A 16,074-nucleotide genomic window follows, 5' to 3' on the forward strand; every position below is an offset into this window, starting at 1 on the left:
TCTTCACTGTACTGCCTTAAGGCCAATACTCCGATCATAACGATACGGCCTATTGCCAAAAATATAGCCGAGAAGAAAAGGTACATGATAAACCAATTACCCAAAAAGTAACCTACAATAAACATGTTATACAAGCTGCCGGTAATACCGCTGTTGGCATCATCTTTAATTGGCGGCATTAAATCGTCCTTGCTTTTGTGTAATACATCTGCAATGGTGGTAAACTGATAACCATGCGATTTAAAGTAGTGGATAATCTCTGGCAGGGCCTTTACGGTTTCTTCGCGGGTATCGCCACCGGCATCATGCAGCAAAATCATAGAGCCCTTTTCATGATACCGGATGGTACGTGCAACAATACTATCGGCTGTTACGCCGGGCTGCCAGTCCCACGGGTCTATAGATTCGCCAATGTTGATATAGCTTTGCTTACGGCTTTCTGCAACCGGTATTACTTCGGCAAGGGTGGTTGGCTCAGCATCAGCATTAAACGGCGGGCGGAACAAAATGGTGCTTCGCCCTGTAACAGATTCAATAAGCCTGCGGGTTGCATTTAACTCGAGGTTTACACGCTGTAGGCTAACTGTAGAAATATCCGGGTGAAAAAATGTATGGTTCCCTATCTCGTAACCTTCGTCAAACTCACGCCTTAATATCGGGATATTCTTTTCGGCCATTACACCTACCACAAAAAATGCAGCAGGCACATGTTCGCGTTTTAAAATATCGAGGATACGCGGCGTATAATCCGGATCGGGGCCGTCATCAAACGTTAATACCACTTTTTTAGGGGCATAACCATAGCGGCGTATTACGTATTTAGTAGGCAGTTCAATGTAATTCTGGCTGGTAATAACATAGTTGGTGGTATCCAGCTTAACATCTATTAAACCTGTTTTGGGCGTAGTGATTAAGTCCAGTACCTCGCCATCGCCATCGTAATCTATCTTATCATTTAGGCCAACACTGGTTAGGCGTTTAACATCAACGCCTGTTTTGCGTAGCGAATCGATAGATAGGTTTTTCTGGAAGAAAGTCCAAAGCCGCGGGTCTTCGGCACCTAAACGCCAAAGCGCAACACCACCGGTAGCCCAGTCATCCGCCATGCGGATCACGTTGAAGTTGGTAGCCGCGTCTGTAAAATAAATGCTGTGCTGCAGGCTGTCCTTATCAAAATATTGATAATGGAGGTTGGCAGAAATCGGGTCGTATATTATTTTCTTATTATTCTCTTGCGCGGTACTAATGGCCTGCTGGTAACCTATTGATTTACCGATGCTGTTTTTAGGCCAGTCGTAACCACCACCTGCAACGGTAAGGATAATTTTTTCGCTGGGCACAATGGCACAAACCTTATCCAGTATTTCTTCAACCCAGCGCTGGTTTGAGATATCGCCGGCATTACTTTGTTCGTTATGCTGATCGAAAGCCATAACAAAAATGTAATCGTTAAATTTTTGCAGCTTTTTAAGGTCGTATTGCTCGTCTTCGGGTATAACGTTTTGGGTTACTAAAAAGCCCTTTGCATGCAGGGTGTTATAAATTTCCTGCTCAAAAGCATTGTACTCCGGCGTGTTGCGGTTTTGGATATCATCAAAAGCAAGGTTAATACCTTTAAGATTGTACTTGGTAAGCTCTTTAATAATGCTGTTAATAAATGTAGTACGGAGTGCCTTGCTTTTAGAAATACGGATTACATCCTTACTGTCAAAAGCCCCACTGGTATTATTAAAGTTAATGTAATTGGTAATAGATACAACAATAGGTTTATGGTACTTTTTATTGAGGTTTAATAAACCGGTATCCATTTTGGCGGTAATGGTATCGGCATTGGGGGTTATTGTAAAACCCTCGGTTACTACCATATCCAGTTTACCCAAATGATCTTGCAATGAATTGTAAGCCTGAGGTTCCCATGGGCGGTAAAAGCCGGCGTTAATACGGTCTTTATTGTTTGGGTGCTTAAGCTGATGCTGCTTGCGGGCACGGGCCATGGCTAGTATCTGGGCCTTTTCTATCTTAAAGTCTTTAAACTTTTTCGATTTTTTAAGCACGTCCATTTCTTCCTTGCTAAACTTTTTGGGTGCAGGGTTTAAATTGGGAAGGTTAGGGTACTGTTTAGACGTTATAGTGATAGCTGCAGCAACTACTGCACTGGCGAGTACTATAATAATTAAGCGGCTTAACCATTTAAACCGGTTCCAACGTTTGGGAGTATCTGATTGAAATATTTGCTTATGAGCCATTAATTGGATAAACTTTAAACAAAATTAAAAGTTTTGCCATGAAGGTGTATGGACAAAAAAGTAGTGTAATATACAGTTTATTCGGGTTTGATATTGGAAAAATCCACACCGCATTTACAGTTTGAACCGCAACCTTTTTTAGCGACAAAGCTTTTATAAATAAGCCGGGCTACATAAAACAGTGCGGATGCAAAAAGTAAACCTATAATGATTGTTTGAATCATGGTACAAAAATACAATTATATTAGTTACGTAAATAATGTTAAGATATTATTATCACCGAAAATGAATATAAGATAAATGACTTCCCTGCGAGAAATTAAAATAGCCATACTGGATCTGTATAATGGAACAGCTAACCATGCTATAGAAAGTTTTGAAAAAATAGTGCAACAATACAAGGTTAAACATAATCTTAACTTTAGCCTGCAGGTGTTTAATGTAAGGGCAGCTAATGAGCTGCCCGGTGCCGATTTCGATATCTATATTTCGAGCGGTGGGCCCGGTAACCCGTTTAGTTCAAAAGAAGAATGGGATAAAAATTATTTTAAGCTGATTGATGAATTGGCGGCGCATAATGCGGCAGACAGGGGTGCTAAAAAGCATATGTTATTTGTTTGCCATTCTTTTCAGTTGATGTGCCGCCGGTTTCAGTTGGGCGAAGTTTCGTTGCGCAATATGCCTTCGTTTGGAGTATTGCCGGTAGATGTGGTAAATGGGGGAGAAAATGATTCGCTCTTTAAAGGCATGTCGAATCCTTTTTATGCGGTCGACTCGCGCAGCTGGCAGGTGGTAGCCCCAGATATGGAGGCCTTTGATAAGTTGGGGGCTGAAATACTGGCGATAGAGCAAGAGCGAACTAATGATAACTTGCCGCGTGCTTTAATGGCTATCCGGTTTAATAAGTATTTTATAGGTACGCAGTTTCACCCGGAGTTTGGCCCGGAAGTAATGAATGATCGTTTATTAATGGAGGACAACAAGCGGGATGTAGTTAATGAATGGGGCGAAGTTGGGTATAGAGCAATGTTGAGCGAGTTGAATGATGGTGATAAGTTGACGCTGACGTTTAATACGATGATATCGAATTTTTTGGATGAGGCGATATTGCATAACACACCCCATTGAACGTTGTTGCAAATTGCAGTATCTGTGCTTCCCCTCTCGAGAGGGAATTTATTGTGCCGTACACATCTTACTGCTTTAAATTAGGGGTGTGTTCTGTTTGGTACCTGGTAATAGCGCAATCATAATATAGAAGTAACACATCCTTAACGTGTAAAAAGCCTTTAAGGCAGCGAATTAAACTTCTTACACTGCAATTACTTGGTAATGCTTTAAAATGCAATAAATTAAGCCTATCTTTGCACAAAATTCAAGAGGCATATTTTCATGCAAAATCAAATTCGTAATATAGCTATTATAGCCCACGTTGACCACGGTAAGACTACACTGGTTGACAAAATTCTGCACAGCTGCGAGATTTTCCGCGACGGTCAGGAAACCGGAGAGTTAATCCTGGATAACAATGACCTGGAGCGCGAGCGCGGGATTACCATTGTATCTAAAAACGTATCTGTTAGATATAAAGATGTAAAGATCAACATTATTGATACCCCTGGTCACGCCGATTTTGGCGGTGAGGTTGAGCGTGTATTGAAAATGGCTGATGGTGTATTGTTACTTTGTGACGCTTTTGAAGGCGCTATGCCTCAAACCCGTTTTGTAACTCAAAAAGCTTTGGCTTTAGGCTTAAAACCAATTGTAGTTGTAAATAAAGTAGATAAAGAAAACTGTCGCCCGGAAGAGGTTTATGAGCAAATTTTCGAATTGTTCTTCAACCTTGAGGCTACTGAAGACCAATTAGATTTCCCGGTTATTTACGGTTCATCTAAACAAGGTTGGATGAGCACAGATTACAAACAACCAACAACTGATATTTTCCCGTTAATGGATGCTATTCTGGCAAACATTCCACCGGCTCCTATCAGCGAAGGTACATTGCAAATGCAGATCACCTCGTTAGATTATTCATCTTTCGTAGGTCGTATTGCAATTGGCCGTGTTGCCCGTGGTACTGTTAAAGAAGGCCAACCGGTATCTTTAGTAAAACGCGATGGTACAATCCAAAAATCAAGAATTAAAGAACTTTATACATTTGAAGGTTTAGGTAAAGTTAAAGCTACCGAAGTTAGCTCTGGTGATATCTGCGCTGTTGTTGGTATCGATGGTTTCGATATTGGTGATACCATTGCCGATTTCGAAAAACCAGAACAACTGGAAGTTATCCATATCGACGAGCCAACCATGAACATGTTGTTCACCATTAACACCTCACCGTTTTTTGGTAAAGAAGGCAAGTTTGTAACTTCACGCCACTTACGTGACCGTTTATACAAAGAGATGGAGAAAAACTTAGCGTTGAAAATCGTTGAGACCGAATCCCCTGACTCATACTTAGTATACGGTCGTGGTATCCTCCACTTATCTGTACTGATCGAGACCATGCGTCGCGAAGGTTATGAACTGCAAGTAGGCCAGCCACAAGTTATCGTTAAAGAAATTGACGGTGTTAAATGCGAGCCGGTTGAGGTTTTAACTGTTGATGTACCTGGTGAAGTTGCCGGTAAGGTAATTGAATTGGTAACTCAGCGTAAAGGTGATTTATTAGTAATGGAGCCAAAAGGCGACTTGCAACACTTAGAGTTTGAGATCCCTGCACGTGGTATTATCGGTTTACGTAACAACGTGCTGACTGCTACCGGTGGCGAGGCTATCATGGCTCACCGTTTCAAAGCTTACGAGCCTTGGAAAGGTCAGATCCCTGGTCGTTCAAATGGTGTATTGGTATCAATGGATACTGGTAAAACTACTGCTTTCGCTATCGATAAATTACAAGATCGTGGTCGTTTCCACATCGATCCGGGAGTTGATATCTACGAAGGTCAGATCTTGGGCGAGCACATCCGTGATAACGATTTGGTTATTAACTTAACTAAAGGTAAGCAGTTAACCAACATGCGTGCATCTGGTAGCGATACCAACGTACGTATAGCACCTGCTATTAAATTCTCACTGGAAGAGTCAATGGAGTATATCCAGGCTGATGAGTACATTGAGGTAACACCACAAAGTATCCGTATGCGTAAAATCTATCTTAATGAAAACGAAAGAAAGATCAACGCTAAAAAATTCACAAATCAATAATAGCTGATTTAAGAATATAAAGAAAAGGCCTTCTGTGAAAACAGAAGGCCTTTTTTATTTGGCTTTGTATATTAAGGTTCTCAACGTTTTGTATACCAGCTCGTAGCCTCTGCTGTTTAGGAAGCTGTGTACTTCTGATGCGTCTACCTTGCCGGCTACGCTATCCACATCTTCAACCAAAACAAATTTGGGGCGGTACTTATCCCAGTTGTTCGATTCCAGCAATTGCAGATCTAAGCCTGCTACGTCAATATTCATAAAATCAATAGCAGGGCCTGCCGACAGGTGCTCGTCCAGAATTTGTGCTAACGGAAATATATCAACTTCGGCAGTTTCAATAATGGGGGCATTGTAGCTTTCGGCCACTTGCTCGTCAAAACTGTTCAGGGCCGAATCTTCAAAGCAGTATAGGGTGCGTTTTTCGCGGTGTGCGCCAATACCTATCGCCAGGTTAATGTCGCGGTCGCGGTAGTGATGAAACAGTTTAATGGCCGAAGGTGTAGGCTCAATATTAATGCCCTGCCAGCCAGCCTCGTAAAAGTAAGCGGTATTAGAGAAACGGAAAGGGTGGTGTGCGCCAATATCAATAAAAAAACCTTTGTAGTCTGGCTGGTCACTTTGGCCTTCTGCTAGTAGTGAGCGCAGCAGCATATCCTCGCCATCTTGCGAGTAAGAATTAAACGGTTTAAAATCGGGGTTGTGGGGTAAGTTATCTTCCGGGTGTGGCATGTTGATGTTGTGTGGTGTAATAGTGCGTAAGGCAAATAACGTAAATTATTAAACAAATTGCATACGTTGTTTGCGGCGCAAAATCAATAAGCTATTGTAAAATTTACTATCTGTACATTTTTATACCTTTGCTACCTATATATGCGCATACCCAGTATACCAGGATTTGACCAGCAGGCTTTCGAAAAGTATTTTAAAAATACGGGATGGCTCTTTATAGGCCGTATTGGTAGCCTGGCTATTAAAATGGGGGTAAGCATACTGGTGGCCAATTACCTGGGGCGGGCCAGCAATGGGGTTATTAATGGCGGTAACGTTTACATTTATTTCTTCTCATCCATAGCTGCTTTAGGGCTCGATCAGTTTGTGGTTAAAGAACTGCACCAGTTTCCGGAAAATAGGGATAGTATTTTGGGAACCTCCTTTTTGCTGAAAGTACTGGCCGGGTTTATTTGTATCCCCTTAATATTTATTGCTTACCATGTTTATCCGGCTAAGGGTACACCTTATGGCTATGTGTTCATTTTATCGTTTACGGGGGTAACGCAGGCATTTAACGTCATCGATTCTTATTTTCAGGCGCAGGTTAAGTCTAAATATATTATGCAGGTGCAGGTGGTGGGTAACCTGGTATCGGCAGCTATAAAAATTGCGCTGATTTGCCTTAAAATGCCCTTGCTGTATTTTGTATATGCCTACCTGCTTGATATTATACTACTTTCAATAGGTTATTTCTTCACTTACCAAACTAATGGCCGCAGCATTTTTAACTGGAACTTTAAGGGGGCATTAGCCATTAAGCTGCTCAATTATTCGTGGCCGCTTATTATATCGGGCATCATGATTACACTTTATATGAAGATAGATCAACTGATGCTGCAAAATATGGTAGGGGTTAAAGAGGCTGGGGCCTATGCTACTGTAGCCCAGTTAAGCGAGGCCTGGAACTTCATTCCGTCAGTAATTGTATCCTCCCTGTTCCCGGCTATTTTGAATGCCCGCCGGGATGATATAAACCGTTACAAAAAACGCATTCAGCATTTGTATGATCTGATGGTTTACCTAAGCTTGCCCGTGGCTGTAGTAATAAGCTTTGCAGCTCCGCTAATCTATAAACTTTATAAACCCGAGTATGCTTATGCTGCGCCAACACTGTCGGTACATATTTGGTCTGGCGTGTTTGTATTTTTGGGTGTTGCCAGCGGGCAGTATCTTATTGCAGAAAATTTTAATAAACTTACCTTTATCCGCACCGGGTTTGGGGCTATTGTAAACATTGTATTAAACCTGATGTTGATACCTAAAATGGGGATGATGGGGGCAGCTATTGCCACATTAGCAGCTTACGCCAGCGCCACATTTTTTGTATTGGTTATACCAAAAACAAATAAGACGGGTTTAATGATGTTAAAATCATTATTCTTAATTTCACTCATTCAAAAATTAATAAAGCGTTGAGTAATATACAAGCACTTCTAAAACTGGTTTCGCAGCCAGACAGGCTACGTTCTTTATTATCATTTAACAGCAAAGGCTATTTAAATGATATCGGTTGGTTTAATTCTTTCGATTCTAAAAAACCGGTTGATGGTAATGGCAACCCGATACCTTGGGTTACTTATAGCTTCATTGATTTTATTAAGGGACGTATCAACAAGCAACTGGCCATTTTTGAATATGGTTCTGGCAACTCTACCATATTTTATGCTAAGTATGCGGGCATCGTAGTTTCGGTAGAGCACGATAAAGGCTGGTACGATACCATGTCGAAAAACAGGCCGGCCAATTCGGAGATCATTTTTTGCGAGCTGGAAAAAGATGGCGATTACTGCCGTGTACCCATTAAGCTACAGGAGAAGTTCGATATTATTATTGTGGATGGCCGCGACCGTGTGAATTGCTGTAAGCAAGCAGTTGAAGCCTTAACGCCAAATGGTATTATTGTACTGGATGATTCTGAACGCGATTTCTATAAGCCGGGTGTCGACTTTTTGCTGAGCAACGGCTTTAAGCATTTGCCTTTCAGTGGCATTTCGCCGGGCTTGTTCTATCTTAAATCAACATCTGTTTTTTACAAGGCAGATAACTGCCTGGGTATATAAGGTAATTTGTTCTGCTATAATTAAAGCATTTTGCAAAACCCGGCTCCTATTGCGCTATTTGTTTATAACCGCCCCGACCATACCCGGCGGACGATAAGCTACCTGCAAAAAAACCTGCTGGCCGACGAGTCGCGCCTGTACATTTTTTCTGACGCTGCCAAAACAACAGCCGATGAAGCCAATGTAGAAGAGGTGCGAAACCTGCTGGCTACCGTTACCGGCTTTAAGGCCGTAAAGGTGATTAAGCGTAAGGAAAACATGGGGCTGGCTGCATCCATCATCATTGGTGTTACGCAATTGGTGGAGAGTTATGGTAAAGTGATTGTTTTTGAAGATGACTTGCTTTCGTCGCCATATACCCTGCAATATTTTAACGAGTCGCTGCAGCGTTACGAGCACGAGGAGCAAGTAATGCACATCGGTGCGTACATGTACGATCTTAAGGGAGATAAATTGCCTCCTGCCTTCTTTTATCGGGCAGCTACCAGCTGGGGCTGGGCAACCTGGGCCCGCGCCTGGAAAAACTTTGAGCCTGATGTAGATAAACTGATGGGCCAGTTTGATAAGAGAAAGATCCACGAGTTTTCGATAGAAGGCACCATGAACTTCTGGAAACAGATGCAGCAGTTTAAAGCAGGGAAAAACAATTCATGGGCTATCCGCTGGTATGCTTCTATCTTTTTAAAAGGCGGGCTAACGCTTAACCCCTCGCAATCCCTAATCCAAAACATAGGGCACGATGGTACCGGGGTGCACTCAAACAATGAAGATATGTACCAGGTTAATATTTCACGAAAACCAGTAGTAGGGTTTCCTTTAGAGATTAAAGAAAGTAAAATAGCTTATGCAGCTATCAAGCACTTTTTGAAGAACCGTAAAGGGAATATTGTTCAGCGTATTGTGCGCTTTGTTAAGCAGCGGTTTTAATCAGATTTTTCAGAATTTAATAATGGACACAATCTTTATCTTAAATTGAAATGAATTCTGATAATTCCTAAATTCAGAAAATTCTGGTTCAAGACAATTACATAGTCGCCGTAACCACAATATAAGGCGACATCAATTTACTCTCCACAGGTATAATCTTGGTAACCACCTTTCCAGCCAACCAAAGCAATTTAAAAAATGCCTTAACCGGTGCAGACTGCTGTTCTTTGTTTTCCAGCCAGATAGAATATTTACCGTAATAATAGCTTTGCACATCTTTTAAACCCAAAGCCTTGCAGCAATCTGCAAGTAATTGCGGGTTCATACTGTTAATGTTGTGTTTGCTGTAGTTATCGGCATCATAGGTGCGTTGCACCCAGCCATTAACACCGGTAAAGTTGGGCAGGGTAATAAACAAGGTACCGCCGGGTTTCAGGAAGTTAACATGGCGGGCAATAATATCCTGGGTATCGTTAAAGTGTTCTATCAGTCCGGCTGATAAAACCAGGTCGTATTTTTGTTCTGATGGATATTGGAACAGATCGCCCTCAATTACTTTGATATCTTTTTCGACCAGATCATTAGCGGCGAGTACTTCGTTAAGCACAGGTTTATGTACATAGAAATCAAACAGGGTGGCATCAATACTAAAATACTTTTTCAAAAAAATAGCATAATAGCCCGGGAACCCTCCTAATTCGATAGCCGTGCTTATTTGGTTTTTATCCAGTACGCTTTTTAATAGCTTATGGAAGGTATAAGTGGTCGGTACTTTAAAGGCAAGTCCTTTTTTTGATTCCCAGTAGTTTGCCCAAAAATTACGATCGGTTAGTTCATTGCTCATCAACAACAAAGAAAATGAAAAAAATTAAAGGGCGGTTAATGCCGCCCTTTAATTTTTATTTCAATTCTTTCATAATCTCGCTTATGGCCCTGTCCAGTTGCGGGTCATTGTTATTTAACCGGTCGGTAAAGCCTGTGGCTACATTGATATCTGGTTTTACACCTTCTTTCTCAATGTCTTTGCCATCCAAGGTAAAACAGCCCCATGCGGGGATACGGTAGCTTGAGCCATCAACCAAACCTTTAGCGCTGGTAAAAATAATCCATCGGTAAGTTTCTGTGCCAATGATTTTACCCAGGCCCAGTGCTTTAAAGCCGGATGCCGTCATCTCCCCATCGCTCAGAGTTTGCTCATTAACCAATAAGATTAATGGTTTGGCTGCCGGTGCAAAGTTTGGCTGTTGTGTACGCTGGCCGCCACGGTATTGCCATTGCAAATATGGACGCTGCGCTAAAAAGTTGAGAACGGCATCGTGTACGTTACCACCGGTATTATAACGCAGGTCAAGGATTAAAGCATCTTTTTTATAGGCATCATCAACCATATCTTCTAAAAAGGTTTCGAGGGCATCGCCGCCCATATCCTTCATGTAGGCATAAGCAATACGGTTATTACTTTTAGTCGTAACTTCTTTGCGGTTGTTGTCAATCCACTGGTCGTATAAATCGCCTTTAAGATCGGCAGATGATTCCGGGTGAATTTTCACGTCCACGTTTTTACCCAGGCGGTCAAAGGTTAGTGTAAGCTCATTATCCAAAGATGGTTTGGTGAAGTAATAATTACGGTCTTGCTTTTCGTCAACAGTAACACCATCAACAGCAGTAAGCTTATCGCCCGGTTGTACGTTAATGCCTTTATGATCTGCCTTGCTGTTTTTTATAACAGATGCTACCTTGTAGGGCTCATTATTGTCGAAGGTAATACCCGTTTCCATTGTGCGGTAGCGTAATGTAGTGCGTTCTTCCAAGCCTGCGCTGTTGAAACCCATGTGCGATGAATTCAATTCGCCCAGCATATCATTCAGCATCAGGCGCAGGTCGGCACGGTTATTCAGGTAGGGCAGATAGGTGCTGTATTGTTTATGGATGGCTGTCCAATCCACGCCATGAAAGTTGCCGTCATAATAGTTTTCTTCGAGGCCGGCCCAGGCTTCGTCAAACATTTGTTTAAACTCGCCGTCCAGGTTACGGTCAAACTTGTAATTAATATCAATCTTATCAAGCTTGTTCTGGTCAAGGTTTAACTTGTAAATAGTGCCACCTGCTAAAGTGTAATATTTATCGCCGCTGCTCACTATGTCATAATCGCCGGCATCGGCACCAGTTACCTTTTCTGTTTTATTGGTTTCAAAGGGCTCTATGGTGGTACGGAAAATGCCGCGTTTCCCCTCCAGCTGATCTGAGATATAATACACAAAAGTTTTGGTGCCTTTTTGTATTACATAAGGCGATCCCTGTGTGCCGAAGTTAGGGCTGATGCGTTCTAAGCGTTTCATCAGCTCATCGGTATTAATCACAATATCTGCAGGTGGTTTAGGTACCGGCTGTTGCGATACCGGCTTTTTATCACCTGTTTTTTTGTCTTTTTTGTCCGTTGGTTTTGGTTCTTCTTTTTTCTCTTCTTTAAACAGGTCGTTAAACTTATCTAACTTAAAATCTTCATCAAACTTTTGCAAAGGCATACGGTAAATATGCGCATCGTGCTGGCCGTAGGGGTAGGCGGGCTTGGTGCGCGATGTTGCTAAATAAATGTATTTACCGTCCGGCGACCAAAACGGATCAGACTCGGTGACACCGGTATTGGTTAAATTAATAGATTTATCACTGTTGATGTTATAAGCGAAAATATCCAGCTCGAAATTGCGGTAAGCGCAGTAAACCACATACTCGCCATTTGGAGAAAAGTAAGGGTTCGAGTTTTGGAATCCCCAGATCTCGTCATGTACAATGGTTTTGCTGGCTAAAGTTTTGAGGTCTATTAACCGCACCTCATCACGGCCGCTCAGGTAAACACCCTGGGTACGAGCCTTATTAAGGGTCAGCAAGCGGTTGCTGCGTTTATCGCTGGTTAATTGTTTTTCGGTGCCTTTGCCATCGGCAGCAATAGTATACCAGTTTACATAGCCGCCCAGCGTTTGGTTAAATATCAGGGTGCGGTTATCGGCCAGCCATTTTACTTCGGTCACCCGTTCTGCATTGCCGTGGTTTATCTGCTGAATAAACTTGCCATCTACATCGCTCACAAATAATTCGCCGCGCGATACAAAGGCTAGTTTCTTGCCATCCGGCGAAGCATCCATGGCCTCGATATGCCCGGTAACTTCAAACTCCTGCTGTTTAGGCAATACATTATTTCTGTATATGGTGAAATTGAGCTTCTGGCTTTGTTTCGATGCTACATCGTATACATACAGTTGGTAATCTTTTTCGAAAGCTACTTTAGCGCCATTAGCACTTACGTATGGGCGTTTAATAGATGTTTTAAAATCAGTAAGCGGTGTTTTGGTACCGTTATTAAAGGTGTACAGGTTGTACTCGCCATTCGCCTCGTCTGATACGAAATAGATATCGCCCTTCTGATCAAGCGTAGCCCAAAAATCTTTACCTATCCAGTTGGTGTATTGCTTGTAAGCCTTGGTTTTGGGGTTGTATGATTGAATGTCGGGATTGTAAGCACCCTTGTAATGCTTACGCTGCGGAAAGCGGTAGCTCTCCCAGGTATTGCTAAAAAATAGTTCGCCGGTTTTAGGGTGCTCAAAAACACCATGTATGGTGTTGAAATAGTTATCGAATAGCCTTACCGGAGTACCACCATCGCGGCTCACCTTATATGCGCTAAAACTGTTATACCTGCCCGATGTAAAATAAATTGTTTTAGAATCCCAGCTCCAGGAGTCAACCTCGTCGCTGGCTTCGTGATAGGTTAATTGTTTAATATCGCCCCCTGCAAGCGGCATTACATAAACATCATTATTGCCAAACTGGTTGGATGAAAAGGCCAGCCATTGCCCATCCGGCGATACACGCGGACTGGTTTCCTGCCCCTGCATAGCGGTTAAGCGTACAGCTACGGGGTTGGCTACATCAGCCTTCCATAAGTCGCCCTCGTAACTAAAAATAATGGTTTTGCCGTCGGGCGTTAACGCCGGGTATGAAGTAAAGTAAACCTCCTGTTGCTGGGCAGATGCCGTAGCTGAAATTAACAGGGCTGAAAACAAAAACAGATAAAAATTTTTCATAAAAATATAGACCGTTATTTCTGATACGAATAAAATGTATTTTTGGGCATGCTGAAAGTAGTGCATTTAAACACCTATGATGGTAATGGCGGTGCAGGTAAAGCCTGCCTGCGACTAAACCGTGCATTGCTTCACGAAAATATCGATTCGAAAGTAATTGTGCACTATAAGTTTGGTAAAAATCCGGATATAGGCACATTCAATAATACGATGCTGCAAAAAGGCTACACTGCGGCCACCATTGTACTGGAGCGTGTATTGGGCAAACGCTATTTGAAACCAAATATGCGCACACCTTTTTCTTTTGCATGGTTTGGCCGCTCTGTAACTGAGCACCCCGATGTTAAGGCTGCAGATATTGTGCATTTGCATTGGGTTAACCATAGCTTTTTAAACCCAACACATTTAGCCGAGATCGCTAAACTAAACAAGCCTGTGGTATGGACATTTCATGATAGCAATGCCTTTACAGGTGGCTGCCACGTACGCTATACCTGCGATCATTATCAGCGTGAATGTGGGTATTGCCCTTTGCTTAAAAAGAGCGATGCAGATGATATCTCGAACAAAATATGGCATCAAAAAAATGAGGCTTATAAAAAGCTCAACTTTACCATTGTTGCGCCAAGCTCATGGATGTTAAACTCTGTTTTAATGAGCAGTTTGATGAAGGATAAAGCCATTAAGCAAATACCGAATACCCTGGATACCGGCATTTTTAAACCGCGGGATAAAAAGCAGGCCAAAGCTGCTTTGGGTTTACCACCGGATAAATTCATCTTCCTGAGCGGGTTTATGCCATCGCGCAAAGATCTGCATAAGGGCACGCAGTATTTAATGGATAGCCTCGAATTGTTAAAAGCAAACCGGGGTGTAAGTGCCGACGATATTGAACTGGTAATATTTGGCAACCGGGGTACAGACCAGTTGCCCGTATTTCCTTTCAAAACCACCTTTTTAGGCACCATAGGCAGCGAAGCTAAACTGGCCGAGTGTTATGCTGCCGCAGATGCTTTCCTGATCCCATCGCTGGAAGATAACCTGCCCTATACCGTAATGGAAAGCCTGGCTTGTGGTACCCCGGTTGTGGCCTTTACCACGGGCGGTATCCCCGATATGGTAAAACACGAGCACAATGGCTACCTGGCCGAATATAAATCGGCGGAGAGCTTTACAGCGGGCATGGAGTGGGTGATAGCCTATGCCACCCAAGCCCAGCTGCAAAAGCAGGCGCGTGATACGGTGATGGAATATTTCAGTGAACAGGCCGTTGCTAAAAAACATATTAAATTATACCAGCAGGCTATAAAATCTGCCGGTACTGTAAATAGTAAAGCATAATGTTTCAGCCTAAACTTAGCATTATTACCATTGTGTATAATAACGTGCGGGATATTGAACGTACGTTGCAATCCATCATCAGGCAAACATATTCCAATATCGAATACCTGGTTATTGATGGGGCTTCTAACGATGGTACTTTAGAGATATTGAACAGGTATAAACAGCATATAAGTAAACTCATTTCCGAGCCGGATAGAGGGATCTATGATGCCATGAACAAGGGCCTGGCTTTGGCCAAGGGCGATTATGTGTTGTTTATGAATTCGGGCGACGAGATCTATGCCCCCGATACTGTAGCCAATATTTTTGCCTCCGCGCCGGATGCGGATATTTATTATGGCGAAACAGAAATGATTAATGATGCCGGTGAAAGTTTGGGCCGGCGCAGGCATAAAGCTCCCGAAAAATTCACTTGGCATGATTTTAAATACGGTATGAGCATTAGCCATCAGGCCATATATATCAAACGATCTTTAACCGAACCTTACGATGGCCGCTATGCACTAAGTGCCGATATCGACTGGATATTAAAAGCTGCCCGCAAGGCAAAACGTATAGTTAACGTGCAGCAGTATGTGGCTAAATATTTGGTAGGGGGGATGTCTAAAAAGAAACATCGCCAAAGTTTAGTTGAGCGTTTTAATATTATGAAGGAGTATTATGGGGTGATACCAACGCTTTTTAATCATGGTGTTATTGCTTTTAAATTGGGCTGGTATTGGTTGAAGAATAGAAGGACGAATGATTGATGAGGTTAGTCAATCATTATAATTTGCTCTTTACTAATCTCTATATAGAAGCTTTCCTTTAAAGTAAGTGATAGAATAAAAGATAAATATTTTTCAAAAATATCAAGCAGGTCATTGTTTGATATATTACCTAATGCCACTTTTATTACTTTTTTAGGTGTTTGTTTAATAAAGTGTGTGTCTTTAAAATCACTATCTTTTGTAATCACGATCATTAAATTGGCATCTGCATAATTACAGATTTCAGTATCTGTTGTATTCCACTTTTGCAATATTTGATTAACGTGTGTGGAGCTGCATTTAGGATGCTTATCTAAAAACTTCGATAAGCTAATAGGTAAATGAACATCTACTAAAAAGTTGAGCATTAATTAGACTTCCAATAATGATTTTCCCGACAATACTATTTTAGCATAAGCTAATGATGCTAAAATATCTTCCCTTTCTAATTCAGGGTGGTCAATTACAATCCCATCAAAAGACATTCCTGAAGCAATAAGATCAATAATGACCTCAACTGGCCAACGCATGTGTCTGATACATGGTTTACCATGGCAGATGTCGGTATCGATAGTAATTCTATCAAGATAATTTTCCATTAAGTAAATTTAAGCAATTAATATTATAAACAAAAAAGGGGTCGATAGCTTTAACTATCGACCCCTTTTGAAACTGTAAAGCTTTTTAT

The 16,074-nt window shown here is 41.9% G+C and carries 14 protein-coding genes; 7 read left to right on the plus strand and 7 right to left on the minus strand.

The features are described 5' to 3' along the window. Positions 1-2,246, minus strand: a 2,246-nt coding sequence (locus RG47T_RS23990; protein ID WP_253187552.1) for a polysaccharide deacetylase family protein, incomplete at its 3' end; no start/stop codon positions are given. A 77-nt stretch (positions 2,247-2,323) separates the two neighbouring features. Beyond that, entirely contained in the window at positions 2,324-2,470 is a 147-nt protein-coding gene (locus RG47T_RS23995) for a FeoB-associated Cys-rich membrane protein (protein ID WP_074492534.1), read from the minus strand. A gap of 76 nt (positions 2,471-2,546) precedes the next feature. On the opposite strand from RG47T_RS23995, the gene RG47T_RS24000 reads away from it, so the two are divergent. Together RG47T_RS24000 and typA are read left to right on the plus strand one after the other, a co-directional pair. Continuing rightward, positions 2,547-3,374, plus strand: coding sequence for a type 1 glutamine amidotransferase (locus tag RG47T_RS24000; protein ID WP_074492536.1), 828 nt, complete (start codon positions 2,547-2,549; stop codon positions 3,372-3,374). A 264-nt stretch (positions 3,375-3,638) separates the two neighbouring features. Further along, positions 3,639-5,453, plus strand: a complete 1,815-nt coding sequence (gene typA, locus RG47T_RS24005) for a translational GTPase TypA (protein WP_074492538.1) — start codon at positions 3,639-3,641, stop codon at positions 5,451-5,453. 54 nt (positions 5,454-5,507) lie between these two features. Here typA and RG47T_RS24010 read toward each other — a convergent pair whose 3' ends face one another. Beyond that, on the minus strand, positions 5,508-6,182 hold the full coding sequence (locus tag RG47T_RS24010; RefSeq protein WP_074492541.1) for an FkbM family methyltransferase: 675 nt from the start codon (positions 6,180-6,182) through the stop codon (positions 5,508-5,510). A 141-nt stretch (positions 6,183-6,323) separates the two neighbouring features. Between RG47T_RS24010 and RG47T_RS24015 the strand changes: the two genes are divergently transcribed. Genes RG47T_RS24015 through RG47T_RS24025 form a run of 3 tightly spaced genes read left to right on the plus strand, consistent with a single transcriptional unit; the run spans position 6,324 to position 9,211 of the window. Then, a complete protein-coding gene (locus RG47T_RS24015; RefSeq protein ID WP_074492544.1) occupies positions 6,324-7,640 on the plus strand; it encodes a flippase in 1,317 nt (438 codons plus the stop codon). Continuing rightward, positions 7,637-8,284 (plus strand): class I SAM-dependent methyltransferase, encoded by a 648-nt coding sequence (locus RG47T_RS24020; protein ID WP_074492546.1) that lies wholly within the window; start codon positions 7,637-7,639, stop codon positions 8,282-8,284. Before RG47T_RS24015 ends, RG47T_RS24020 begins: the two co-directional genes overlap by 4 nt. 30 nt (positions 8,285-8,314) lie before the next feature. After that, positions 8,315-9,211 (plus strand): glycosyltransferase family protein, encoded by an 897-nt coding sequence (locus RG47T_RS24025; protein WP_074492548.1) that lies wholly within the window; start codon positions 8,315-8,317, stop codon positions 9,209-9,211. Between the two features lie 97 nt (positions 9,212-9,308). On the opposite strand, the gene RG47T_RS24030 is transcribed toward RG47T_RS24025, so the two are convergent. Together RG47T_RS24030 and RG47T_RS24035 are read right to left on the minus strand one after the other, a co-directional pair. Next, complete coding sequence (locus RG47T_RS24030) at positions 9,309-10,055, minus strand: class I SAM-dependent methyltransferase (protein WP_074492551.1); 747 nt, start codon at positions 10,053-10,055, stop codon at positions 9,309-9,311. 55 nt (positions 10,056-10,110) lie between these two features. Then, on the minus strand, positions 10,111-13,293 hold the full coding sequence (locus RG47T_RS24035) for a S41 family peptidase (protein WP_074493732.1): 3,183 nt from the start codon (positions 13,291-13,293) through the stop codon (positions 10,111-10,113). Positions 13,294-13,341: 48 nt separating this feature from the next. Here RG47T_RS24035 and RG47T_RS24040 point away from each other — a divergent pair, with 48 nt between their 5' ends. Continuing rightward, on the plus strand, positions 13,342-14,634 hold the full coding sequence (locus RG47T_RS24040) for a glycosyltransferase (protein ID WP_083627509.1): 1,293 nt from the start codon (positions 13,342-13,344) through the stop codon (positions 14,632-14,634). Further along, complete coding sequence (locus tag RG47T_RS24045; RefSeq protein ID WP_074492553.1) at positions 14,634-15,386, plus strand: glycosyltransferase family 2 protein; 753 nt, start codon at positions 14,634-14,636, stop codon at positions 15,384-15,386. The genes RG47T_RS24040 and RG47T_RS24045 overlap by 1 nt, the downstream gene beginning before the upstream one ends. A 5-nt stretch (positions 15,387-15,391) precedes the next feature. Here the strand turns inward: RG47T_RS24045 and RG47T_RS24050 are convergent, their stop codons facing one another. Further along, positions 15,392-15,754, minus strand: a complete 363-nt coding sequence (locus RG47T_RS24050) for a DUF5615 family PIN-like protein (RefSeq protein WP_074492555.1) — start codon at positions 15,752-15,754, stop codon at positions 15,392-15,394. 3 nt (positions 15,755-15,757) lie between these two features. Continuing rightward, the gene (locus tag RG47T_RS24055; RefSeq protein ID WP_074492556.1) at positions 15,758-15,985 is read right to left on the minus strand and encodes a DUF433 domain-containing protein; all 228 of its coding nucleotides are present in this window, start codon (positions 15,983-15,985) and stop codon (positions 15,758-15,760) included. Between the last annotated feature and the right edge of the window lie 89 nt (positions 15,986-16,074).

Source organism: Mucilaginibacter polytrichastri, assembly GCF_001911425.1.
In the GTDB taxonomy this organism is placed as follows: domain Bacteria; phylum Bacteroidota; class Bacteroidia; order Sphingobacteriales; family Sphingobacteriaceae; genus Mucilaginibacter; species Mucilaginibacter polytrichastri.